This window comes from Microbacterium sp. Gd 4-13 (genome assembly GCF_003095395.1).
Classification (GTDB): Bacteria; Actinomycetota; Actinomycetes; order Actinomycetales; family Microbacteriaceae; genus Microbacterium.
This window is the reverse complement of record NZ_QEIJ01000010.1, coordinates 20994-44880: the sequence shown is the minus strand read 5'-3', so window position 1 is coordinate 44880 and position 23887 is coordinate 20994. Positions and strand designations below refer to the sequence as shown.

Below are 23887 nucleotides of genomic sequence, written 5' to 3'. Positions count from 1 at the left end.
ACGCCAGAATGATCACCACCGTTCCCGACCGCCCCGTTCACGCCCCCGACGCGCCGCTGGACTGGTCGACGCCGCTCGTCGACGGCACCGTCGTGCTCGACCAGCGCGTCGCGCCGCGAGCCGCCTGGTCGGCCGTGGTCGCCGCCGGCGACGTGCTGACGATCGTCGACGTCGGGGGGAACCAGTCGGCCGACTTCCTCGTCTACGCCGCCTCCGACACCGACGAGCGCTACAGCGCCGCCGACACGATCGCCTGGCAGCAGAACGTGTACGTGCGCACCGGCTCGGTGCTGCGCAGCAATCTCGGGCGCCCCCTGATGACGGTCGTGGGCAACGAGGTCGACCGCCAGGACACGATCGGCGGAGCGTGCAGCAAGGAGTCGAACACGTTGCGGTACGGGCACCACACCCTGTACCAGCACGGGTGCCGAGAGAACTTCCTCGCCGAGGCGGCCCGTCACGGGCTCGGTGCGCGTGACCTCGTCTCGAACCTCAACTGGTTCATGAACGTTCCCGTCGAGGCGGACGGGTCGCTCGGGATCGTCGACGGGATGTCGGCGCCGGGCAAGCGCGTGGCACTGCGTGCGGAGCGCGACGTGCTCGTTGTCGTGTCGAACTGCCCGCAGATGAACAATCCCTGCAACGACTTCAGCTGCACGCCGCTGCGCATGATCGTGACGCGCCCGTGAGCGGCTTCGACACCCTGCTCGTCGCCAATCGCGGCGAGATCGCCCGGCGCATCATCCGCTCGGCCCGCGAGAGGGGGTTGCGCACCGTCGCGGTCTACTCCGACGCCGACCGCGCGGCCCCCCACGTGCGGGAGGCCGACACCGCCGTGCGGCTGGGGCCGGCGCCGGCCGCCGAGTCGTACCTGCGTCTCGACGCCGTCCTCGAGGCGGCGGCCCGCACGGGCGCCGGTGCGGTCCACCCCGGCTACGGGTTCCTCGCCGAGAACGCCGGCGCCGCCCGGGCCGTGGAGGCCGCGGGGCTGGCGTGGGTCGGTCCGACCCCCGACCAGCTCGACGCCTTCGGGCTGAAGCACACCGCGCGCGAGCTCGCCGCCGCGGCCGGTGTGCCGTTGCTCCCGGGAAGCGGCGTGCTCGAGTCGCGCGACGCCGCCGTGGCGGCCGCCGAGTCGATCGGGTTCCCCGTCATGCTCAAGGCGACGGGCGGCGGCGGCGGGATCGGCATGCGCGTCTGCGGCGACGCCGGTGCGGTGGCGGAGGCCTTCGACGCGGTCACCCGTCAGGCACAGGCGAGCTTCGGGTCGTCCGGGCTCTTCGTGGAGAAGTTCGTGCGCCCCGCGCGCCACGTCGAGGTGCAGCTGTTCGGTGACGGGGCAGGGCGCGTCGCCGTGCTCGGCGACCGCGACTGCTCGCTGCAGCGACGCAACCAGAAGGTCATCGAAGAAGCCCCGGCCCCGCGTCTTCCCGACGCCGTGCGCGCACAGCTCCACGCCACGGCCGCCGCCCTCGCCGCGAGCGTCGACTATCGCTCCGCCGGCACGGCGGAGTTCGTCTACGACCCCGTCGCCGAGGCCGCCTACTTCCTCGAGGTCAACGCGCGACTGCAGGTCGAGCACCCGGTCACCGAGGCCGTCTTCGGTCTCGATCTGGTCGGGCTCATGCTCGACCTCGCGGCCGGCGGGCCCGAGGCCGTCGACCCCACGCTCTTCGATGCCCCGCGACGGCCGAACGGGCACGCTGTGGAGGCGCGCATCTACGCCGAGGACCCCGACCGCGGCAACGCCCCGTCGACCGGACTCGTCACCGGTGTCCGTCTCCCGGAGGGCGACGGCGTGCGCGTGGACTCCTGGATCGAGGCGGGAATGGACGTCACGTCGTACTACGACCCGCTCCTGGCGAAGGTCATCGCGCACGCGGCCACCCGCGACGACGCCCTCGACCTGCTGCACACCTCGCTCGCCGACACCCGCATCGACGGGATCGTCACCGGCACCGGGATGCTGCGTGAGATCGCGCAGCATCCGCGAGTCCGCGACGCGACCCACGACACCGGTACCCTCGACGGCATCGGCGACCCCGACCCCCGGATCGAGGTGCTCGAGCCGGGGATGATGACCACCGTGCAAGACCTCCCCGGCCGTCTCGGCTACTGGCAGGTCGGCGTCCCGCCGTCGGGTCCGATGGACGCGGTGTCGTTCCGGGAGGCCAACCTCGCGGTCGGCAACCCGCCCGAGGCGCCCGGACTCGAGGTCACGCTCACGGGACCGACCCTGCGGCTCACGGCGGCGACGACGGTGTGCGTCACCGGCGCACCGGTCGACGTCACGGTCGACGGCGCGGCGGTCGCGCTCTGGGAGCCGGTCGAGGTGCCCGCCGGCGGCACGCTGCGCATCGGCGCATCGGCCGGCCCCGGCATCCGCACCTACGTCGCGATCCGCGGCGGGATCGACGTGCCCGCCTACCTCGGAAGCGCGGCGACCTTCACACTCGGCGGGTTCGGCGGCCACGGCGGGCGGGCGCTCGTCGCCGGCGACGTGCTGCGGCCCGTCGCCGCCGGTCCGGGCGCGCCCGGCGGTGCGACCCCGTCCGAGAGGCGACCGCACATCGGGCGGGAGTGGCGCATCGGCGTCACCGAAGGACCCCACGCCGCGCCCGAGTTCTTCACCCGTTCCGACATCGACGAGCTCTACGCCGCGGAATACACCGTGCAGGTCAACTCGGCCCGTACGGGCGTGCGCCTCAGCGGCCCGCAACCCGAGTGGGCGCGCACCGACGGCGGAGAGGCGGGCCTGCACCCCTCGAACATCCACGACACCCCCTACGCCGTGGGAGCCCTCGACTTCACCGGAGACACCCCGATCATCCTCGGACCCGACGGCCCGAGCCTGGGCGGATTCGTCTGCCCGGCGGTCGTCGCCAGCGGCGAGCTGTGGAAGATCGGGCAGCTCCGCCCGGGCGACTCGCTGCGTTTCGTGCCGGTGCGCGAGGCCGATGCCGCCGGGCTCGACTCCGCGCGCTCGCTGGGTGCCCCGCCGCTCATCGGCGGGGGCGACGGTGACGACGGGGTCGTCTCGGTGCGCGAGGCCGACGTCGACGCCACCGGGGTGCATCGACCGCGCGTCACCTACCGGCGCGACGGCGACGACAACCTCCTCGTGGAGTTCGGCGCGCAGGAGCTCGATCTGGGTCTGCGCATGCGCGTCCACGCGCTGCAGACCCGCCTCGCCGAGCACGCCCCCCGCGGCATCCTCGACGTCACCCCCGGCATCCGATCGCTGCAGGTGCACACCGACGCATCCGTGCTTCGCGCCTCGCAGCTCGTCGGGCTCCTGCGCGAGCTGGACGACGACCTCCCGCCCACGAGCGAACTCGTCGTGCCCTCGCGCGAGGTGCGACTGCCGCTGTCGTGGGACGACCCGGCGACGAGACTGGCGATCGAGCGGTACATGGCGGGCGTCCGCGACGACGCCCCCTGGACGCCGTGGAACATCGAGTTCATCCGCCGCATCAACGGGCTCGACAGCGTCGACGACGTGTACCGCACGGTCTTCGACGCGCAGTACCTCGTGATGGGTCTCGGTGACGTCTACCTCGGCGCCCCGGTCGCGACACCGCTCGATCCGCGTCACCGGCTCGTCACCACCAAATACAACCCGGCCCGCACCTGGACCGCCGAGAACTCCGTCGGCATCGGCGGCGCGTACCTCTGCATCTATGGAATGGAGGGCCCGGGCGGATACCAGTTCGTCGGCCGCACCGTGCAGGTGTGGAACAGGTTCCGACGGGGCGGTCTGTTCGCCGACAACCCGTGGGCGCTGCGGTTCTTCGACCGCATCCGCTGGTATCCGGTGTCGGCCGAGGAGCTCCTCGAGCTGCGCGCCGAGACCGACGCCGGCCGGGGGGAGTTCGAGACCTCCGAGGGCGAGTTCCGCCTCGCCGAGTACGAGACGTTCCTCGCCGACAACGCGGCGGGCATCTCGTCGTTCCGCGACCGTCAGCAGCGCGCATTCGCCGAGGAGCGCGACCGCTGGCGCGAGGCCGGCGAGTTCGATCGACCGGTGGAATCGGATGCCGTCGCCACCGCACCCATCGAAGACCCCCTGCCGCCGGGCTGCATCGCGGTGCGCGCGCCCTTCTCGGCGGCGGTGTGGAAGGTCGAGACAGAACCGGGGCGAAGCGTTGCCGAAGGAGAACGGATGCTGGTGCTGGAAGCGATGAAGATGGAGACCACCGTGAGTGCGACGCAGGCGGGGATCGTGCGCGACGTGCTCGTGCGACCGGGGGAGCGCGTGGAGGCCGGGCAGCTGCTGGCCGTCGTGGAGGTCGCCCGATGAGCGCGGTCGAGCGGGTCGCTGCCGCATACGCCCGAAACGCCGAGATCGACCGTGCCGAGGCGTGGATCGCCCTGCGGCCCGAGCCGGACGCGCTCGCGGAGGCCGCCGAGATCGACCGACGCGTCGCCGCGGGAGAACGGCTGCCCCTGGCGGGAACCGTGCTCGCCGTGAAAGACAACATCGACGTCGCGGGCCTGCCCACCACCGCGGGGAGCCCCGCATACGCGTACGCGCCGGAGGCGGATGCCCCGGCGGTGGCGCGGCTGCGAGCGGCCGGAACGGTCGTGCTCGGCAAGACCAACCTCGACCAGTTCGCCACCGGCCTCGTCGGAACGCGCAGCCCGTACGGCGCCGTGCGCGGGGCCTGGGACCCGTCGCGCATCTCCGGCGGATCGAGCTCGGGATCGGCCGTCGTCACCGCACTCGGGGTGGTCGACCTCGCCCTGGGCACCGACACGGCGGGGTCGGGACGAGTGCCGGCGGCCCTCAACGGCATCGTCGGGGTCAAGCCCACGGTCGGTCTCGTGCCGACGACCGGTGTCGTCCCCGCCTGCCGGAGCATCGACTGCGTGACCGTCTTCGCGCGCGAGCTCTCGCTCGCCCGCGAGGCCGCCGAGCTCATGGCGGGGCCCGACGGCGTCGACCCGCGGGCCCGCGTCGACGTGCCCGCGCCGCCCCTGGACGCCCGACCCGTCGTCGCGATCCCCACTCCCGAGCACCTGGAGGGTCTCGCCGAGGGATGGATCGAGGCGTTCCGGGGCGTCGTCGGCAGGCTCGCCGCATCCGGTGTCGACATCGTCGAGGTCGACATCGCGCCGCTTCTGGAGGCCGCATCGCTCCTGTACGGCGGGGCGTTCGTCGCCGAGCGCACGGCGGCCGTCGGCGCGTTCATCGAGGCGAACCGCGAGCTCATCGGCACCGACATCGACCCGACCGTGGCCGGCATCGTGCTCGCGGGTGCCGAGGCCCGGGCCGCGGACTACTTCCGCGACCGCGAGCGGCTCGACCGGCTCGGGCTGGAGGGTCTGGGCCGGCTCGCGGGGACGGTGGCCCTTCTCACTCCCACGACCACGTGGCATCCGACCCTCGACGAGGTCGCCGCAGATCCCGTGGGGGCGAACTCCCGTATGGGGCGCTTCACGAACTTCGCCAACCTCCTCGACCGCAGCGCGCTCGCCGTGCCGGCGGGGGTCGTCGACGGCAAGCCCTTCGGCGTCATGCTCACCGGGGCACCCTTCGCCGACCGCACGCTCGCGCAGCTCGCCGAGCGGGTGTCGGCCCCTCCGGTCGACGTGCTCGTGGTCGGCGCGCACCTGCGCGGTCAACCGCTGAACCACCAGCTCGTCGCCGCCGGCGGATCGTTCGTCGCGTCGGTCTCGACGGCGCCCGACTACCGACTGTTCGCGCTGGCGACCACGCCCGCCAAGCCCGGCCTCGTGCGGGTCGCTGACGGTGGGGCGTCGATCGAAGGTGAGGTCTGGCGGCTGCCGGCCGCCGGGTTCGGCCGTTTCGTCGCAGCGCTCCCCGAACCGATGGGCATCGGCACCGCGCGACTGGCCGACGGCTCGACCGTCTCGGGCTTCCTCTGCGAGACGGTCGCCCTGGAGGGCGCCGCCGACATCACCGGTTTCGGCGGATGGCGGGCCTACCTGGCGTCGGCGGCGCGATCGTGACGGCGACGCCGTGGGCGGATGCGGCGCCCCTCCGCCTCGGCGGACGCCCGCGGCGGCTCGTTCCCTTCGTGGTCGGCTACGAGCCGATCCCGGAGGGCGTCTCGGTCGCCGGCGGCAGCTTCTTCCGGTTCCTCCTCGAACCGGTCACCGCCGCCGCCGTCGTCTTCGACGAGGGATGGGTGCTCGTCGACGGCGGGTTCGACCCGGCTCGCATCCGCGACCGCGATCGGCGCGTGGCGAGCTTCGACTACGAGAACTACACGCCGCTGGTGCCCGCCGGCGACCCGCTCGTCGAGCAGGTCGCGGCGGCCGGACTGGAGTGGGGTGACCTCGCCGCGGCGGCGATCACCCACGTGCACTTCGACCACACCGGGGCGGCTCGCCTGCTCGCCCCCGACCAGCCCCTCCTCCTGCAGGCGCGGGAGTGGGAGCACGTGCGGACGGTGGACGACGCGCGCGCGGGGTTCCTGTTCGTCGACGACGTCGTCCGCGAGGGGCTCTCGGTCGTCACGCTGTCGGGCGACACCGACCTGGCGCCCGGTCTGCGCGCCATCGACACGTCGGGACACACCCCCGGCCACCAGTCGTTCGTGGTCGAGCTCGGGGAGCGCACCGTCGTGCTCGCCGGTGATGCGGCCGACCTCCGCCGCAACGTCACCGACTGCGTGCGGTGCGGGTCGACGGTCGGCGACGACGGCGATGATCGCGCGGATGCGGCGATCCGGCGCCTCCACGACCTCGACGCGCTCGACGGTGTCGAGGTGTGGCCCGCGCACGACCCCGACTGGGGCCCCTGGCGAGAGGTCATCGCCGAGCGCGCCTGAGCGCCGGATCCGGTCCCTGAGCTTGTCGAAGGGCCCGGCGGCCGTGCTCGCGGGATGCGGGCAATCGGCCGAGGCGCGGGCTTTCGGCACCGGAATGCCCGCGCCTCGACCGAAAGCCCGCGTCTCGGGCCGGGGTCGACGCGACGCCTCGATCAGCCGCCGCGGGTGGAGCCGCGGGGGATGAGCTCCGTCGGCAGCTCCACGATCTCGTCGCCGGCGGGCGCCCCGGCCGCGAGCATCCGCACCGCGGTGGCCGCCATCTCGCGGATCGGCTGGCGCACGGTGGTCAGCGACGGCTGCAGCCACCGCGCGCCGCGCAGGTCGTCGAACCCGACGACCAGCACGTCGACGCCGACCCGCAGGCCCTCGTCGGCGGCGGCGCGGTAGGCCCCCGCGGCCATCTCGTCCGAACAGGCGAACACCCCCACGGGTCCGTCGCCGGCGAGGTTGCCGAGGGCGCGCCGGCACGCCTCCCGTGCCTCGGTCGCACCCCAGTTCGCACTCTCGTGCACGCGCGCCGCGCGGGGGAGCCCCACATCCAGCGTCTCGAAGAAGCCCTCGGCGCGCGCCCGGCCCCAGCGATACGGCGGGCTGCCACCGATCACGACGAACCGGCGCGCGCCCCGGGCGATGAGGTGCTCCGCCGCGGCTGAACCACCGGCGCGATCGGTCGAGCGCACGCTCGGCAGCCCTCGCGACGAACCGCTGGGCGGCTCGAGCAGCACGACGGGGATGCCCGCTTCGCGCATCACCGCGGTCTGCGTCGCCGTCGGAAGGATGAGGCCGAGCACGACCCCCGCACTCCCGCGGGAACGGATGCGGACGGGCCAGTCGTCGTCGGGATCGTCGCGCTCGGTCGTCAGCACGAGGTCGTAGCGCAAGTGCGCCGCCGCGGTGCGCGCGCCCGCGGTGACCTCTTCGGTGTACGGGTTGTGAAAGTGCGAGAGCACGAGGTCGATCAGCCGGGCCGTGCCTCCGCGCGGGCGACCGCGCCGCTCCCCGTCGAGCGTGTACCCGAGGGTCGTCGCCGCGGTCACGATCCGGGCGCGCGTGGCCGCGGCCATCTCTCCCCGGCCGCGCAGAGCGCGCGAGGCGGTGGTCACGCTGACGCCCGCCGCCGCCGCGACGTCGGCGAGTGTGGAACGGGCGGATGCGGGCACCTCCCTATTTTGCGCAATATCTGCGCGATCGGTCCAGGGGGTATGGCATGGTGATGCCGTCCCCACCCGGGAGAGCGCTCCGTCGCCTCCCGTTCCGACCACCTCTGCGCCGAGGAGTTCGTCATGACCGCACGTCACGCCCTGATCGTCCGAGGCGGGTGGGAAGGACACCATCCGGTCGAGGCCACCGATCTCTTCGTACCGTTCCTGCGCGACAACGGCTTCGATGTGCGCATCGAGTCCGACCCGGAGGTCTACACCGACCGTGACGCGATGGATGCCGTCGACCTCGTCGTGCAGTCGGTGACGATGTCACAGGCCTCGCGGGAGGCGGTCGCGGGGCTGCGCGCCGCGGTCGAGCAGGGCACCGGGCTCGCCGGGTGGCACGGCGGCATCGCCGACTCCTACCGCGACAGCTCCGACTACCTGCAGCTCGTCGGCGGACAGTTCGCCACCCACCCCTCGCGGCACCCCGACGAGCGCCCGGGCGACGAGCGCGACAACTTCGTCGATCACACGATCGAGGTCACCGACGCCGGGCGCGCGTCGTCGATCATGGCCGGTATCGACGGCTTCGCCCTGCGCACCGAGCAGTACTGGGTGCTCACCGACGACCTCAACGACGTGCTCGCCACGACCACCCACCCGGTGCAGCCCTACCACCCGTGGCACCGTCCGATCACCTCGCCGGCGGTCTGGACGCGGGCGTGGGGGCGGGGGCGCGTCTTCGTCGCGACGCCCGGGCACGACGTCGAGGTGCTGAAGGACGACAACGTCCGCACCATCATCGAGAGGGGGATGCTGTGGGCCAGCCGCACGGAATCGGAATAGTCGGGCTCGGGGTCATCTCGGCCCAATACCTCGACACGCTCGTCGGCCTCGACGGGGTGCGGATCGTCGCCGTCGCCGACCTCGACCCCGCACGCGCCCGAGCGGTCGCCGAGCGCGTGCCGGGGTGCCGAGCCCTCTCCGTCGACGAGCTCATGGCCGACCCCGAGGTGCAGACGGTGCTGAACCTCACGATCCCCGCCGCGCACGCGTCGGTGGCCCTCGCCGCCCTCGCCGCCGGCAAGAACGTCTACGGCGAGAAGCCGCTCGCCGCCACGCTCGCCGAGGCGCTCGAGGTCGTCGCGGCCGCCGGCGGCGCGTGGGTGGGAGGCGCCCCCGACACCGTCCTCGGCACCGGCGTGCAGACCGCACGAGCGGTCGTCGACGCCGGCGAGATCGGCCGACCGGTGTCGGCGACGGCGACCTGGGTCGCCCCGGGCCACGAGGCCTGGCACCCGAACCCCGATTTCTACTACCTCGCCGGGGGCGGTCCGCTGTTCGACATGGGGCCGTACTACCTGACCACGCTCTTCCACCTCCTCGGCCCCGTCGTGCGGGTGTCGGGGGTGTCGTCGCGACCGCGTGACGAGCGCGTCATCGCGACCGGCCCTCGTGCCGGTGAGCGCATCCCCGTCGAAATCGACACGCACGTGACCGGCGTTCTCGAGCACGCCGGCGGCGCGGTGTCGACGGTGACGTTCAGCTTCGACGCCGTGGCGACCACCGCCGCCCCCCTCGAGGTGCACGGCGAGCGGGGATCGCTGACCGTGCCCGATCCGAACATGTTCGACGGAGAGGTGAGGCTGCGACGCTCCCCGTCCGACGAGGGCGCGGTGATCGAGCCTCGCGCCGGCTACGAGGGCGCGGGGCGCGGTATCGGCCTGATCGACGTCGTCGCCGGTCACGGGCGGGCCGGCGGCGACGTCGCCCTGCACGTGCTCGAGATCATGACCGCCCTAACGGCGTCGGCGCGGGAGGGGCGACGCATCGACCTCACCACGACCGCGCAACGCCCGTCGCTCGCCCCCCTCACACCCCGAACCGCATGGAGAGCATCATGACCTCGACGGCACGCGCCGTGATCGACCTCGACGTCACCGGTGATCGCATCAGCCGTCACCTCTACGGTCATTTCGCCGAGCACCTCGGCCGATGCATCTACGACGGGTTCTGGGTGGGGGAGGACTCCGCGATCCCGAACGTGCGCGGCATCCGTCTCGACATCGTCGAGGCGCTCCGCGCGCTCGACATCCCGAACCTGCGGTGGCCGGGCGGATGCTTCGCCGACACCTACCACTGGCGTGACGGCATCGGACCCCGCGAGCAGCGTCCGAAGATCGCCAACACCAACTGGGGCGACGTCGTGGAGAACAACCACTTCGGCACGCACGAGTTCATGGACCTGTGCGACCTCCTCGGTGCCGACGCCTACGTCAACGGCAACGTCGGCAGCGGCACGGTGCAGGAGATGTCGGAGTGGGTGGAGTACCTGACCCGGGCCGATGACAGCCCGATGGCGAGACTGCGACGCGACAACGGTCGAGACGAGCCGTGGCGCGTGCCGTTCTGGGGGCTGGGCAACGAGGCGTGGGGATGCGGCGGCAACATGTCGGCGTCGTTCTACGCGGAGGAGGCGCGCCGCTACGCGACCTTCTGTCACGAGCACGGCGGCAACTCGCTGACGAAGATCGCGGCGGGCGCCAACGAGGGCGACCTCGAGTGGACCCGCACGCTCATGAAGTCACTGACGGAGTGCCACGGCTGCACGATGGGCGGGAATCTTCCGTATCAGGCCATCTCTTTCCACTACTACACGCACTCCGGATCGGGCATCAACACCGAGGAGGCGACCGAGTTCACCACCGCGCAGTACTACGAGACGGTGGCCTACGCGGCGGGGATCGAGAGCATCGTGCGCGGTCACGTCGCCGTGATGGACTCCTACGACCCGCAGAACCGTGTCGGGCTGGTGTGCGATGAGTGGGGCACGTGGTGGAACGCCGCGGAGGGCACCAACCCGGGCTTCCTCTTCCAGCAGAACACCGTGCGCGACGCCCTGGTCGCGGGTCTGCACTTCGACGTCTTCCACCGTCACGCGCGTCGCCTGACGATGGCGAACATCGCGCAGACCGTCAACGTGCTGCAGGCGATGGTGCTCACCGACGGCGAGAACCTCGTGCTCACCCCGACCTATCACGTGTTCGAGATGAACAAGGGGCACCAGGATGCGGCGGGCCTCCCGGTGCACGTGCTCGAGACGCCGACGACCGCCGTGCGCGGCGACGATCTCGACCTCGTGTCGATCTCGGCGTCCACCCGCGACGACACGGCGCTGGTGTCGATGACCCACCTGTCGGCCGACGCCCCGTGCACGGTGAGGCTCGACCTGCGCGGGCGGGCGGCGAGCGTCGTGCGCGCGCGCGTGCTCACGGGCGACACGGCATCGTCGTTCAACGACGTCGAGGGCCCCGAACGCGTCGCACCGCGCCCGATCGAGGCGAGCCTCAGCGTGGACGGGATGCTCACGGTCGAGCTGCCGCCGCACTCGTTCGCCACGATCGAGCTGGCGCTCGCCTGACGGGTTGCCCCCCGACCGCGAGACTTCACCGCGGATACGAGACTGCGACCCTCGTGCGCAGTCTCGTATCCCGGATGACGTCTCGCGGGCTGCGTGGGGGGGGGCGGGTCAGCGCCGCGGGGGAGCGATTGAGGCCCGCTCGATGGCGGGCATCGGGATGAGCGACTCGCCGGGTTCGCCCTGGGCTGAGCGCGACCCCGACCGACGGTGCGCGCGTGCTCGCCGATCGCGACAGGTGACCGGTGGACGAGTACGGTGCAAGGTCTTGCATCGTGGCGCCGTTCTGCTACGAATAGCTCTACGACGACCGGCTTCCGGTCCGGCCGCCGGGTGACGCACTGTCGCGTGCTTCGACGAAGGGTCGTGGATCGTGTCCAAGAAACCAACTCGCACGGATGTCTTCGAGTACGACGCGCTGGGTAACGCCGACGTGCTGCAGCTGAGGACGCACGATCTCCCGTCGCCGGGCCCGGGCGAGGTGACCGTCGAGGTGATCAGCGCCGGCATCAGCCACATCGACGGATTCCTGCGGACGGGCCGCGAGTCGGCATGGGAAGAGGACTGGCCGCGACGGTCGGGCAGCGAGTTCGCCGGCGTGGTCGTCGCGCGCGGGGAGGGCGTCTCGACCTTCTCCGTGGGGCAGGACGTCATCGGGCACGTCTCGAGCGGTGCGCACGCGACGTACCTGAACGTGCCGATCGCCGCCCTCGTCCGAAAGCCCCGCGAGGTGACGTGGGAGGTCGCGGGCGGCCTCTATCTCGCGGGAGCCACCGCGCTCACGGTGCTCGACGAACTGCGCATCGGCGCCGACGACACCGTGGTCATCTCCGCTGCCGCCGGTGGGGTGGGCAGCATCGAGGCGCAGGTCGCGAAGCACCTCGGGGCGAAGGTGATCGGAACGTGCGGGGAGCGCAACTTCGACTATCTCCGTCAGCTCGGCATCAAGCCGGTGAAATACGGCGACGGCCTCGCCGACCGCATCCGCCGCGCGGCGGACGGGCGACCCATCACGGCCATGATCGACAACTTCGGCAAGGATGGCCACGAACTGCTCCCTGAGCTCGGCATCCCCGCGGGGCGCTACCGCTCGAGCGCCGACAGGCGAGACATCGAGCTTCGCCTCCTCGACAGCGACCCCGAGGCGGTCGCGAGCGGCACGGACCTGCTGCGCCGTGTCGCCGAACTCGCCCGCGTCCGTGCCTTCACCCTTCTCGTCTCGGGTTTCTACCCCCTCGCCGAGATCGCCGACGCCTACAACGATCTCGACAAGCTGCACTCGCGCGGCAAGGTCATCCTCGCAACGCACCCGGTCACAACGGCCCGCACCCCGAACGCCCGCCAGATCCACGAGGCCGCCCTGTAACGCCCGTGCGGTGCGGAGGGGATGTGCAGATCGGAGGAGGTATGCGCGGGGGTTCTCCTCCGCTGTGCGCATCTCCTCCCGTGTGACCGCGGGCGAAACCGGATGCGGCGTCAGACGCGCGAACTGCGTCGGGTCGGGGCGTTCACGGGCGCACCGTGGGCGGCCAGCACGAGGTCGCGCACGTCGGTCGCGGCCACCGAGGTCACGCTGTCGTCGAGCAGCGCCGCATCCGAGCACAGCAGCAGGGGGGTGTCGGCCGCCGACTCCGGCAGGCGGCCGTGCGTGCCGCGCACCCACGAGGGGTCGAGTGGCACGGTGCTCATCGCGTAGCGCAGACCGAGCTTCTTCTTGACCAGGTTGAGACCGGCTTTGGCCTTCGCGAGGCGGTCGGCGGGGTCGAAGAACAGCTCGGCGGGGTCATACCCGGGCTTGCGGTGGATGTCGACACCGCGCGCGTACTCGGGGGCGAGGTCGTCGTCGAGCCAGAAGTAGTAGGTGAACCACGCGCCGGGTTCGGCGACCACGACGAGTTCGCCCGACCGCTCGTGGTCGAGTCCGTACGCGGCCTGCGCCTCGCGGTCGAGCACCTCGTCGACACCGGGCAGCGCGCGCAGCAGCGAGGCGACCCGCGCGACGTCGCTCTGGTCGTCGACGTAGACGTGCGCGACCTGGTGGTCGGCGACGGCGAAGGCGCGCGAGGTCCACGGGTCGAGCTGCTCGCGGCCGTCCTGCACGTACACCTCGAGCAGCCCCTCGCGCCGCAGCGCGCGGTTGATGTCGACGGGTCGGTTCGCGTCGGCGATGCCGTACTCCGCCAGGGCGACGACGGTGTAGCCGCGGGCCTCCGCGTCGTCGAGCAGCGGCGCCAGCGCGGTGTCGAGCTCGCGCGCGGCGCGGTCGGCCTCGGGCGAGTTCGGACCGAAGCGCTGCAGGTCGTAGTCGAGGTGCGGGAGGTACGACATGACCAGCTCTGGAGCGGCAGAGCCCCAGCGTTCGCTCAGCATGCCGCGGGTCGCGTCGATGAGCCACTGCGACGAGGCGATCGTCGCCGTCGGCCCCCAGTACTGGAAGAGCGGGAAGTCGCCGAGGTCGCGCACGAGCGGGTCGTGCAGCGACGCCGGGCGCACGTACGCGTCGGGGCTCTTGCGCCCGTCGGCGTGGTAGATCGGGCGCGGGGTCACGGTCACGTCGGTCGTCGCGCCCATCGCGTACCACCAGCCCAGGTTCGCCGCGCGGTAGCTCGAGTCACGGCGTCGCGCCGTCTCCCAGAGCTTCTCGCCGGCGACGAGCTTGTTGTGCTGACGCCACAGCATCGGGTCGCCGAGTCCGCGGAAATACCATCCGTTGCCGACGATGCCGTGCTCGCGCGGCATGGTTCCGGTGAGGATCGTCGACTGCACGCTGCAGGTGACGGCCGGAAGCACCGTCTCGAGCTGCACGGTGCGGCCGCGGTCGCCGAGGGCGCGCAGCCGCGGCATGGCGGCGAGGGCGCGCGGGGTCAGGCCGACGATGTCGAGGAGAAGGACGTTCTTCATGGTGTGGTGACCTCTGCGGGGAGTGTGAGGGCGGGGGCGAGCTGGGTCATCGCCCAGCGGAGTTCGGCGGCGATGCCCTCGACGAGCGAGTCGGGCTGCAGGTGGTCGGGAAGTACCGTCCACGTGTAGGTCTCGACGTCGAGGTGCGCCTCGCGGCCGTGCGCGGTCTGCAGCACGGCGTCGACGGCCGTGCGCAGCACCTCGGTGGTGGCGCGCAGGGGCGGGGCGGGAGTCGCGTGCAGGGGGATGTGCACGTGCACCCGCCAGGGCCGATCGGTCGGCCAGGCGGGGTCGGCCGCGAGCACGTCGGGCAGGTCGTCGGCGGCGAACTCGGAGACGGATGCGGTGGGCCGCGCGCGCACCTGGTGCACGTAGCGCGCTTCGGCGAACGGGGCGAGCGCCTCCCGCGCCCCGTCGGCGGAGGGGTCGGTCAGTTCGAGCGCGACCGATGCCTGCACCTTCACGATGCGCACGCCCGCCCGTTCGGCCGCAGCGACCGCGGCGGCGGGATCGGCGAACGACACGGCGAGGTGGCAGGTGTCCAGGCACAGGCCGAGGAGTCCGTCGGCTGAGAGGTGCGGGCGCGCGCCCAACCAGGCCACCACGTCGGCGACGTCGTCGAGGATGCAGCCGGGCTCCGGCTCGATGCCGACGCGCACGGTGCGTCCGGTGCGCCGTTCGATCTCGCGCAGACCGTCGACCAGGGCGCCCAGCGCGGCCTCCGCGGCGGCGTCGGCCGCCGCATCCCAGCCCTCCCGCCACCCGAGCGGCAGGGTGGAGATGCTGCCCGACGCCCCCTCGGGCAGCATCTCGGCGAGAAGGGTCGCGCAGTCCAGCGTGTAACGCAGGCGCTCGGCGGTCGTCCAGTCGGGCCGGTAGACCGCGAGCTTCACCACGTCGTCGTGGAACCCGCGGTAGGGGAACGCGTTGATCGTTCGCAGCGCGAGGGCATTGCGATCCAGCGCAGACGACAGCCGCGCGCGCGCCGAGGCGTCGACGGCCAGGACGGCGGCGGTCTCGGCCGGGATCCACAGCCCCACCCCGAGAGTGTCGAGACCCGCGGCGACGCGCACCGGGCCCGCGTGCACGTCGAGCTGCTCGATGATGCCGTCGAGGTCTTCGGCCGGGTGCACGTTGGTGCAGTACGACAGCTCCACGCTCAGGCCTCGCGCCGCGACGCGACGCCGCGCAGCACCGAGTTGCCCTCGAAGGTGTCGGGTCCCTGGCGCTCGGGCTCGAAGCCGGGCACCGGGTCGAGGATGAGTCGGCCGCTCTGGCCGTAGAAGTCGACCGGATTCTGCCACAGCACGCGGTCGACGTCGGCGGCGGTGAACCCCGCGTCGAGCATGGCCCGGCCGGTCTTGGCGGTCTTGAGGGGGTCGGAGCGCCCCCAGTCGGCGGCGGAGTTCACGATGACCCGGTCGAGACCGATGCGCTGCATGATCGCCACGACGCGCTGCTCGTCCATCTTGGTGTCGGGGTAGATCGAGAAGCCCATCCATGCCCCGCTGTCGGCGACCATGTCGACGCAGGTCTCGTTGAGGTGGTCGACCAGCAGGTGCTCGACGGGCAGCCCCGACTCGATCGCCACGTCGAGCGTGCGGCGCGTGCCGGTGACCTTGTCGCGATGGGGGGTGTGCACGAGCGCGGGCAGTTCGTACTCGATCGCGAGGGCGAGGTGCTGCGAGAGGATGTCGTCCTCCTCGGGCGTCATGGAGTCGTACCCCGTCTCGCCGACCGCCACGACGCCGTCCTTCACCAGGTAGCGCGGCAGGTGCTCCATCACCTCACGGCAGCGGGGGTCGTTCGCCTCCTTCGGATTGAGCGCGATCGTGCAGTGGTGCCGGATGCCGAACTGCGCGGCACGGAACCTCTCCCAGCCGATCAGCGCGTCGAAGTAGTCGATGAACGACCCGACGGTGGTGCGTGGTTGTCCGAGCCAGAAGGCGGGCTCGACGAGGGCGCGGACGCCGGCGTCGTACATGGCCTCGTAGTCGTCGGTCGTGCGGGAGGTCATGTGGATGTGCGGGTCGAAGATGCGCATCGGTTCGCCTTTCGGGGAGCGGGGCGGGTCAGGCGAGGACGAGGAGGGAGATGTCGTCGGGGATGCTGCGACCGGCCGCACGACGCTCTTCGGCGTAGCGGGCGGCCATCTCCGACAGTTCGGTGTCGCGTCGGCGTTCGAGTCCGCTGACCACCGAGAGGGGGACGCCCATGAACACGAGCTTGAGCACGCCGTGCCGCCAGGCGTGGTCGTCGAGGTGCGCGTCGGCGAAGCCGCCCATGGCGGCCGCGACCAGGCGCGGGTCGTTCGTGCGCAGTGCGTCTGCGACGAGCTCTGCGCCGACGCGCCGCCACTCGGGATCGAGCTCGGCGTCGCGATCGACGAGCAGGTTGAGCCCCCGCAGCACGCCGCGGCGTTCGGCGTCGTCGCCCTCCCGGTAGAGGGTTGCGACGAGATCGGCCCCCGCGGCGTCGGACGAGGCGAGGGCGGCGACGAGCGCGGCGCGGGCGACGTCGTCGATCGTTCCACCGACGCCCTGGGTGTCGGCGGGGTCGACCGGTTCGCGTCCCACGGCGCGACCTGCCTCCGCGAACAGGCGCCGTGCACGACCAGGGTCTGCGGCGACGGTGTCGACGGCGGCTGCGGTCCAGGGGTGGGGCTCGGGGGATGCGGCGCTCACAATGGCCTCCATGCTCGTGCGGGCGAGCCGCGGGGCGTCGAAAGAATGACGGGGCAGCTCGACGGCCGCGACCCCGCGGTAGCCGATCTTCGAAAGCGTCGCGAAGGCCGCGGCGAGGTCGAGCTGCCCCGTACCGAGCTCGAGATGCTCGTGTACGCCGGGCATCATGTCGTCGACCTGCACGTTGAGGAGCAGGTCTCCGGCGGCCCGGAGCGCCCCGACGACGCCGTGAGGCTCGACGGCGACGCAGTGCCCCAGATCGACGGTGATCCCCACGTTCACCGGGTCGCCCAGGGCGGTTCGCAGCCGCAGCGCGTCGTCGACCGTCTCGACGAGCATGCCCGGCTCCGGTTCGATCGCGAGGCGGACGCCGGCGGCCGCGGCGAAGGGGACCAGGCCGGCGAGACGCTCCACTAGCAGCGTCCACCCGCGCTCGGCGGTGACGTCGCCCGGGAGCACACCGCTCCACAGCGACACGCAGTCGGCGCCGAGGACCGCGGCGATCTCGACGGCGCGGCGGAGGAACAGCATCCGTTTCTCCGCCTCGATGTCGACCAGGGTCGGGCGGTGCTTGTGCCACGGGTCGAGAAGGTAGCGCGCGCCGGTTTCGACCACCACGCGCATCCCGCGACGGCGCAGGTCGTCGCGCAGCGCCATGGCCGCCTCGCGCCAGTCGTCGGCGAACGGGTCGAGGTGCGGGTGCCCGAGGGTGAGCGCCACCGCCCGGTACCCCGAGCCCTCGAGGACGTCGAGGGCATCGGGCAGGGTGTGGTCGGCGAAGCCGTTCGTGCCGTACCCGATCACCCACCCGGGCCCGGTCATGTCACGTCGCCCTTCGAGCGGAGTCTGGCCAGCACGCGTCCGGCTGCCTGCACCGCGATGAGCGCAGCCGTCGGAACGACAGCGCCGGTGCGCGCGACGAGCGCGGTCTGCAACGGCACCATGGCGTGGATGCTGGCGCGCGCCGCAGATCGTGCGTGCTCGGCGTCGGGCTGCCGCGCGGCCGCCACCTGCGACGGCAGAGCCGCGGCGAGATAACCGGCGCCGCCGAGGAGGGCGGCGCTGGTGTGCGCTCCGGCCCCGACGACGGAGGCAGCGGCGGCGCCCACGCTCGCGACGGCGGTGGCGCCGGCGGTGGCGGAGGTCGTACCGTTCACCTCCCCGCGCGCGATGACGGTGAGCGAGGCGGTGTGCGCGGCGACGATGATCGCGGGCACGATCGCGCGTCGCCACCCGGGTCCGGCCGCGCCCATCATCACGTCGAGTCCGCGGCAGACCGCCATGACGACGGGGCCGAAGCGGGTCGGCTTCGCCACGAGGTCGTAGGTCCAGATCGACGCCGCCAGCGCCAGCGAGATCCACCCCGATGAGCGGCGGGTGGCGAAGGCCAGGCCGATGCCCGCGGCGGTCAGCCCCGCGCCGACCTTCAGGGCGGTGTCGCGGCTGACGCGCCCCGACGGGATCGGACGCTCGGGGCGCTCGACGGCGTCGAGCTCGGCATCGGCGTAGTCGTTCAGCGCCATGCCCGCCGCATACAGGCAGGCCGACGAGGTCGACAGGGGCAGCGCCGAGACGCCCGCGCGGCCACGCGCGTTCGTCGCGCCGACGACGGTGTCGCCGATGACGGTCAGGGCCGCGGGGGCCCGCACGAGGTCGAGAAGATCGGTCAGGCGGCCGGTCATCCGGCGCTGACCTCCTCCGCCAGACGAACGAGGACACCGGTGCGCTGCACCCACGCGACGTACGCGGCGGTCTGGTCGGCGAAGGCGTGCGTGTCGCTTCCCCACGGGTCTTTGAAGAAGCATCCGAGTTCGGCGATCGCGCCCGACTGGCCGGCCGCCGACGCCAGCGCGAGCACGCGGACGAGGTCGAGCACGAGAGGCGCGGCGAGCGTCGAGTCGTACGCGCTCCACGTCGTCTGCAGGGTCACGCGGCTGCCGAGGAAGCCGACGGCGCTGATGTGGTCCCACGCGGTCTTGACGTCACCCAGGTCGGGCACGTTGTCGATGTGGAGGGGAGCGACGACGTCGTCGCCGACGAGCGAATGCAGTCCGCGGTTCTTGGAGACGAGCTTCGAGCGCACGGCCTCGGGATCGGCCAGGGTCGCGCCGTCGCCGCCGCCGAGGAGGTTCGTACCCGCCCACGAGCGCACCTTCAGGTTGCGCGCGGTGAACATGGGCGCGAGCACGGTGCGCAGCAGGGTCTCGCCGGTCTTGCCGTCCTGACCGGCGAAGGCGATGCCGGCCGCTTCGGCCCTCGCGCGCAGCACGGGCAGGTTGAGGCTCGTCGAGGGGGTGAACGCGGCGAGGGCGGCGCCGGCCTGGATCGCGGCGGCGGCAGCGACCGCGCTCGCCGGCAGCACCCGCTGCCCCGGGTCGGCGAGGGCGTCGCGCAGTGCTTCCTCGGAGTGGAACGCCGGGTGGTCGGCGGGGAGCGGCTCGGTCGACGACACGTCGACGACCACCACCGTGGCGAGGCCGTGCCGGTCGCGGAAGTCGGCGATGTCGGCCGCCATGCGGTCGATGTGATGCTGCTGGGTCGGGCCGGAGAGGTCGATGAGGCGCAGGTCGTCGTCGGTGCGGTCGAGGTCGGCTCGCACCGCTTCGACGAGCGCGTCGGAGAACATGCCGCCGGCGGCGAGCGAGGCGGCCTTCGCCGCGAGCGGCACCTCGTAGATGTCATGGCCGCCGATGACGATGTCGTCGAGGGCGACCAGCGGCACGTCGGCGAACTCGTCGTTCTCGGTCGTCAGGCCGGTCGGAGCGGCCGCTCCGCGGGCGAGGGCGAACAGGCCCACGGTCGCGGTGGTCGCGAGCGACCCGCGGGCTCCGATGAACCAGGCGCCGACGCGGGGCGCGGTGAAATCGGAAGAAGAAGCACTGTCGGTCATCATTGTCCTTGCTCTGTGCGCGGCGGTGCGCGGGGCGCTTCGCGGGGGACTGAGGCGCTAGACGACCGTATGTCGACCTAATGCCTTCGGTCAAGCAGAAGTCGCGGTGAGGTTTGATAAAAGATGAACTGTCCCCCGCGCGCTTTCGCGCGCTTCGCCCGCCGAACGCGCGGGACAGCGCGCCCGCTGGCGATTCCGCGCCTGGCTACGCCGTCCCGTCCGTACCTACCCTCGGTCCCGCCGCCCTTCGCGCCGTCCGTTGCTGCCCGTACTCAGGATGGTTGGCCGTCCGACCGGCGACACGCCGGGGGTCGGGGCTGCGGCACGTGTTTCATCCTGAGTTCGGTCGACGGGCCGGCCATCACGGGCCTGGCCGCCGGGGTTCGGGGCGGGGCGAGCGCAACGGGAACCCCGCCGGCTGCACCGCGCCGCTCCGGCCGCCCCGCATCCCGCGCCTGCCTCGCTTCCGCTGCGGTCTCCGCGCCCGCTGCTGCCCGTACTCAGGATGGATGGCTGTCCGACCGGCAACACACCGGGGTTTGCGGCTGCGGCGCCTGTTTCATCCTGAGTTCGGGCTTAGGGGGGCCGCGCTTAGTTCGGGCGTAGGGCAGTCGTGCTCAGTTCGGGCGTAGGGCAGCGGTCCGAAGTTCGGTCGACGGGCAGCCGTGCCGAGTTCGGGCGCCGCGCGGCCACCCGGGTCTGGTCGCCGGTGCGGGGATCAGGGTCGTGGGTGCGGCGCAAGCCCCACCGGCGGCGGGGCTGCGGGAGGGAGGATCAGGCATGCCCGAGGAGCCGTCGTCCGCGCAGAGCGCAGCACCCGACCGTGATCTCGAGGCCGCGATCCTCGGCCTGCTCGCGCACCGCGCCGCGACCTCGACGATCTGCCCCTCCGAGGCCGCGCGGGTCGTGGGCGGTGAGCAATGGCGCGAGCAGATGGATGCTGCGCGCGCCGCCGCCGCGCGGCTGGAAGCTGCAGGCGTCGTCGACATCACCCAGCGCGGGGAGGTCGTCGACCCGGCGACCGCGCGCGGACCGATCCGCATCCGTCGGCGACCCGCCGCCACGGGGCGGGAGCCCGACGCCTAGGAGCGCTCCGGCGGGGCGTTCGGGTTCTCGATCTCCGACTCGGCGAGGTTCCGGCGCGCCCGACGCAGGAAGCTCGCGAAGAGGGCGACCTCGTCGTCGTCGAAGTCGCCGAGCATGGCGTCCTCGATCGTGCGGACGGACTCGGCCATCGCGTCGATCTTCTCGATACCGGCCGGGGTGATCGACAGGAGGATCTGCCGGCCGTGGTCGGGGTTGCGATCCCGCCGGGCCAGGCCCGCGTCGATGAGAGGGGTCAGGGTCTCGGCCATCGACTGCGGCCTCACGAACGACCGGCGCGCCAGGTCGGAAGACGTGAGACCCGGCAGGCGCGTGAGCACCGTCAGGGCGGTGTACTGGGCATAGTTCAGCCCGTGCGAGGCCACCGCGTCGATGAACGGACGTCTCACGGCCATCTCGGCCCGCTTGAGCAGGTAGATGAGGCCTCTGTCGCCGGGCATGTTCTCGCGGGCGTCCCTTCCGCGGGGTGCGCCCGCGGAATTCATCATGTCACCCGCAAAAGTTGCAGGTAGCCTGAGATCAATCGCGTTCGAAGGAGAGGGAGATGATCTCACCGGATGCTGCGCGCCTGGGCGTGCCGCTGGATGACCTCCCCACCCTCGTCGGGCAGACCTTCGGGCCGTCGTCGTGGCGGGAGGACCCGCCGTCAGGGGTGATCTCTCGCGCCGGGGCTGACCGGGCAGGCTGCAAGAAGCCCCCGCGGCTTCTCGTCGTGGCGGGTCTCGAGCGCACCGGAAGCGGGAAGGCCGACCCGGTCACGCTCCGAGCCCGACTTCTTCAGGAGGAAGCGTGACCGCTCTGTACCCCGTCTCCGACCTCTACGGATTCGCCGACCTGCTCACCGATGCCGAGACCGCCAAGCTGAGGTCGCTGCGCGAGCTGCTCGAGACGCAGCTCGCGCCGATCCTCCCCGACTTCTGGGAGCGCGCTGCCTCGCCGGTGCGCCTGCGCGAACCGCTGCGCGACCTGCGGCTCGTCGACGACCCCGCCTTGCTCGGCTCCGACGGGCGCACGCGAGAGCTGTACAACGGCTTCCGGGCGTTCGAGTTCTCGCGCACCGACATCAGCACGGGCATGCTGTTCCACGGGCAGACGGCCATGTTCCGCGAGCTCGTGCGCCAGGGCGGCAGCGACGAGCAGGTGGCCGCGTGGGACGACGCGATCGTGTCGTTCGAGATGACCGGATGCTTCGCGCTCACCGAGCCCGACCACGGCTCCGACGTGGCGGGCGGACTCGCAACGACGGCGCGGCGCGAGGGCGAGGAGTGGATCCTCGACGGAGCCAAGCGGTGGATCGGCAACGCCGCCTTCTCGGAGTTCGTCGGGGTCTTCGCCCGTGACGTCGCCGACGGTCAGGTCAAGGTCTTCCTCGCCCGCACCGACGACCCCGGAATGACCCTGACCACCATCGAGCGCAAGGCCGCGCTGCGGCTGATCACCAACTCCGACATCTCCCTCGAGGGTGTCCGCGTGCCGGAGTCGCACCGGCTCCAGCGTGTGTCGTCGTTCGCCGACGTGTCGGCGCTCTTCCGCACGCTCCGCCCCGATATCGCCTGGATCGCCGCGGGCGCCCAGGCGGGGGCGTATGAAGCGGCGCTGCGCTACACGCTGTCGCGCGAGCAGTTCGGGCGCCCGATCGCGGGGTTCCAGCTCGTGCAGGACAAGCTCGTGCGGATGCTGGGGAACGTCACGGCGTCGCTCGGCATGGCCGTTCGCCTCGCCGAGCGGCGACAGGCGGGGGTCTCGCGCGACGAGGACTCCGCCCTGGCCAAGGTGTGGCTCTCCGACCGGCTGCGCGAGACCGTGGCGTGGGCTCGCGAGGTCGTCGGCGGCAACGGGATCGTCATCGACAACGACGTCGCGCGATTCTTCACCGACGCGGAGGCCGTCTACACCTACGAGGGCACCCGCGAGATCAACACCCTCATCGTGGGGCGGGCGGTGACGGGGCTGAGCGCGTTCACGCGCTGAGGGGTGGACCGGCGAGTCCTGGCGGCCGGGTGGTCACGCGTGTAGGAACGACAGGGCGGGCCGATCCCGCCGGAGGAGGGGCGCATGATCGATCGTTCGGGGTTGGCGACGTTCCTGCGGCGTCGACGCGAATCGCTGCAGCCCGAAGACGTGGGGCTCGGGCGCGGGCAACGCCGCAGGACCGCGGGGCTGCGTCGCGAGGAGGTCGCGGCGCTCTGCCACATGTCCACCGACTATTACGCGCGGCTCGAACGGGGCACCGGCCCGCACCCGTCGGAGCAGATGATCGCGTCGATCGCGCAGGGGCTCCACCTGTCGCTCGATGAGCGCGACCACGTGTTCCGCCTCGCCGGCCACAACGCGCCGGCCCGCGGCGCGGACAGCGACTTCGTCGGCCCGGGGCTCCTGCGCATCCTCGATCGTCTCCACGACACCCCCGCCGAGATCGTCACCGAACTGGGCGAGACTCTGCGCCAGACCCCGCTCGGGGTCGCCCTCCTGGGGGATGCGACCCAGCGCGTCGGGCTCGCGCGCAGTCTCGGCTACCGATGGTTCACGGAGCCGGCGTCGCAGGAGGCCTACCCGGCCGAGGATCGCGCGCACCTCTCCCGCCTCTACACGGCGGGGCTGCGAGAGATCGCGACGATGCGGGGGGAGGATTCGCGGGCCGCCCGCCTCGCGGCACAGCTGCGAGGCGAGAGCGACGAGTTCGCGCGTCTGTGGGACGCCCACGAGGTCGGCATGCGCCCGCCCGACGTGAAGCGCTTCCGCCATCCCGTGGTGGGGGAGCTCGAACTGTCGTGCCAGACGCTCCTCGACCCCGACCAGTCGCACCGGCTGCTCGTCTACACGGCAGTACCGGGCAGCGAGAGCTACGACAAGCTCGAGCTTCTCGCCGTCGTCGGGGCGTCGTCGCTGTCGTGACGCCCGTGGGGTGGTCGCCGCATCCGTGGATCGTCAGGCCCTGAATGTCGCAG

20 protein-coding genes are annotated in these 23887 nt (G+C 72.3%); 12 read left to right on the top strand and 8 right to left on the bottom strand.

Translation table 11 applies throughout. The features are described 5' to 3' along the window. The first annotated feature begins 8 nt into the window (after nucleotides 1-8). Genes DEA06_RS15015 through DEA06_RS15000 form a run of 4 tightly spaced genes read left to right on the top strand, consistent with a single transcriptional unit; the run spans nucleotide 9 to nucleotide 6797 of the window. Nucleotides 9-689 (top strand): urea amidolyase associated protein UAAP2, encoded by a 681-nt coding sequence (locus DEA06_RS15015; RefSeq protein ID WP_116648820.1) that lies wholly within the window; start codon nucleotides 9-11, stop codon nucleotides 687-689. Continuing rightward, a complete protein-coding gene (gene uca / locus DEA06_RS15010) occupies nucleotides 686-4300 on the top strand; it encodes an urea carboxylase (protein ID WP_116648819.1) in 3615 nt (1204 codons plus the stop codon). The genes DEA06_RS15015 and uca overlap by 4 nt, the downstream gene beginning before the upstream one ends. Beyond that, nucleotides 4297-5973, top strand: coding sequence for an allophanate hydrolase (atzF, locus tag DEA06_RS15005; RefSeq protein WP_116648818.1), 1677 nt, complete (start codon nucleotides 4297-4299; stop codon nucleotides 5971-5973). Before uca ends, atzF begins: the two co-directional genes overlap by 4 nt. Continuing rightward, entirely contained in the window at nucleotides 5937-6797 is an 861-nt protein-coding gene (locus DEA06_RS15000; RefSeq protein ID WP_116648817.1) for an MBL fold metallo-hydrolase, read from the top strand. Before atzF ends, DEA06_RS15000 begins: the two co-directional genes overlap by 37 nt. Nucleotides 6798-6949: 152 nt before the next feature. Here the strand turns inward: DEA06_RS15000 and DEA06_RS14995 are convergent, their stop codons facing one another. Then, a complete protein-coding gene (locus DEA06_RS14995) occupies nucleotides 6950-7957 on the bottom strand; it encodes a LacI family DNA-binding transcriptional regulator (RefSeq protein ID WP_240606978.1) in 1008 nt (335 codons plus the stop codon). Nucleotides 7958-8080: 123 nt separating this feature from the next. Here DEA06_RS14995 and DEA06_RS14990 point away from each other — a divergent pair, with 123 nt between their 5' ends. The 4 genes from DEA06_RS14990 to DEA06_RS14975 all read left to right on the top strand — a co-directional run bounded on the left by DEA06_RS14990 (nucleotide 8081) and on the right by DEA06_RS14975 (nucleotide 12726). Then, nucleotides 8081-8788, top strand: coding sequence for a ThuA domain-containing protein (locus DEA06_RS14990; protein ID WP_116648816.1), 708 nt, complete (start codon nucleotides 8081-8083; stop codon nucleotides 8786-8788). Further along, nucleotides 8761-9846 carry a Gfo/Idh/MocA family oxidoreductase gene (locus DEA06_RS14985; protein WP_116648815.1) on the top strand — a complete coding sequence of 362 codons (1086 nt, stop codon included), beginning with the start codon at nucleotides 8761-8763 and terminating at the stop codon, nucleotides 9844-9846. Before DEA06_RS14990 ends, DEA06_RS14985 begins: the two co-directional genes overlap by 28 nt. Next, entirely contained in the window at nucleotides 9843-11363 is a 1521-nt protein-coding gene (locus tag DEA06_RS14980; protein WP_116648814.1) for an alpha-L-arabinofuranosidase C-terminal domain-containing protein, read from the top strand. The genes DEA06_RS14985 and DEA06_RS14980 overlap by 4 nt, the downstream gene beginning before the upstream one ends. A gap of 370 nt (nucleotides 11364-11733) precedes the next feature. Next, nucleotides 11734-12726, top strand: a complete 993-nt coding sequence (locus tag DEA06_RS14975; RefSeq protein ID WP_116648813.1) for an NADP-dependent oxidoreductase — start codon at nucleotides 11734-11736, stop codon at nucleotides 12724-12726. A 110-nt stretch (nucleotides 12727-12836) separates the two neighbouring features. Here DEA06_RS14975 and DEA06_RS14970 read toward each other — a convergent pair whose 3' ends face one another. Genes DEA06_RS14970 through DEA06_RS14945 form a run of 6 tightly spaced genes read right to left on the bottom strand, consistent with a single transcriptional unit; the run spans nucleotide 12837 to nucleotide 19835 of the window. After that, nucleotides 12837-14261 carry a nucleotide pyrophosphatase/phosphodiesterase family protein gene (locus tag DEA06_RS14970; protein ID WP_116648812.1) on the bottom strand — a complete coding sequence of 475 codons (1425 nt, stop codon included), beginning with the start codon at nucleotides 14259-14261 and terminating at the stop codon, nucleotides 12837-12839. After that, entirely contained in the window at nucleotides 14258-15418 is a 1161-nt protein-coding gene (gene eboE, locus DEA06_RS14965) for a metabolite traffic protein EboE (RefSeq protein WP_116648811.1), read from the bottom strand. Before eboE ends, DEA06_RS14970 begins: the two co-directional genes overlap by 4 nt. Nucleotides 15419-15420: 2 nt before the next feature. Beyond that, nucleotides 15421-16305 (bottom strand): TatD family hydrolase, encoded by an 885-nt coding sequence (locus tag DEA06_RS14960; protein WP_116648810.1) that lies wholly within the window; start codon nucleotides 16303-16305, stop codon nucleotides 15421-15423. A gap of 28 nt (nucleotides 16306-16333) precedes the next feature. Beyond that, entirely contained in the window at nucleotides 16334-17767 is a 1434-nt protein-coding gene (locus tag DEA06_RS14955) for an EboA domain-containing protein (protein WP_116648809.1), read from the bottom strand. Continuing rightward, nucleotides 17764-18627 (bottom strand): SCO3242 family prenyltransferase, encoded by an 864-nt coding sequence (locus tag DEA06_RS14950; protein ID WP_205781302.1) that lies wholly within the window; start codon nucleotides 18625-18627, stop codon nucleotides 17764-17766. Before DEA06_RS14950 ends, DEA06_RS14955 begins: the two co-directional genes overlap by 4 nt. Further along, on the bottom strand, nucleotides 18624-19835 hold the full coding sequence (locus DEA06_RS14945) for an inositol-3-phosphate synthase (RefSeq protein WP_116648856.1): 1212 nt from the start codon (nucleotides 19833-19835) through the stop codon (nucleotides 18624-18626). Before DEA06_RS14945 ends, DEA06_RS14950 begins: the two co-directional genes overlap by 4 nt. A gap of 780 nt (nucleotides 19836-20615) precedes the next feature. Here DEA06_RS14945 and DEA06_RS14940 point away from each other — a divergent pair. After that, nucleotides 20616-20921 (top strand): DUF3253 domain-containing protein, encoded by a 306-nt coding sequence (locus DEA06_RS14940; protein ID WP_116648808.1) that lies wholly within the window; start codon nucleotides 20616-20618, stop codon nucleotides 20919-20921. Here the strand turns inward: DEA06_RS14940 and DEA06_RS14935 are convergent. Further along, complete coding sequence (locus DEA06_RS14935) at nucleotides 20918-21379, bottom strand: MarR family transcriptional regulator (RefSeq protein WP_165818037.1); 462 nt, start codon at nucleotides 21377-21379, stop codon at nucleotides 20918-20920. The genes DEA06_RS14940 and DEA06_RS14935 overlap by 4 nt on opposite strands. A gap of 104 nt (nucleotides 21380-21483) precedes the next feature. Here DEA06_RS14935 and DEA06_RS14930 point away from each other — a divergent pair, with 104 nt between their 5' ends. From DEA06_RS14930 to DEA06_RS14920, 3 genes are all read left to right on the top strand, one after another. Continuing rightward, a complete protein-coding gene (locus DEA06_RS14930) occupies nucleotides 21484-21732 on the top strand; it encodes a hypothetical protein (protein WP_116648806.1) in 249 nt (82 codons plus the stop codon). Next, nucleotides 21729-22910 carry an acyl-CoA dehydrogenase family protein gene (locus tag DEA06_RS14925; RefSeq protein WP_116648805.1) on the top strand — a complete coding sequence of 394 codons (1182 nt, stop codon included), beginning with the start codon at nucleotides 21729-21731 and terminating at the stop codon, nucleotides 22908-22910. Before DEA06_RS14930 ends, DEA06_RS14925 begins: the two co-directional genes overlap by 4 nt. A gap of 84 nt (nucleotides 22911-22994) precedes the next feature. Next, nucleotides 22995-23834, top strand: coding sequence for a helix-turn-helix transcriptional regulator (locus DEA06_RS14920; RefSeq protein ID WP_116648804.1), 840 nt, complete (start codon nucleotides 22995-22997; stop codon nucleotides 23832-23834). Nucleotides 23835-23887: the final 53 nt, after the last annotated feature.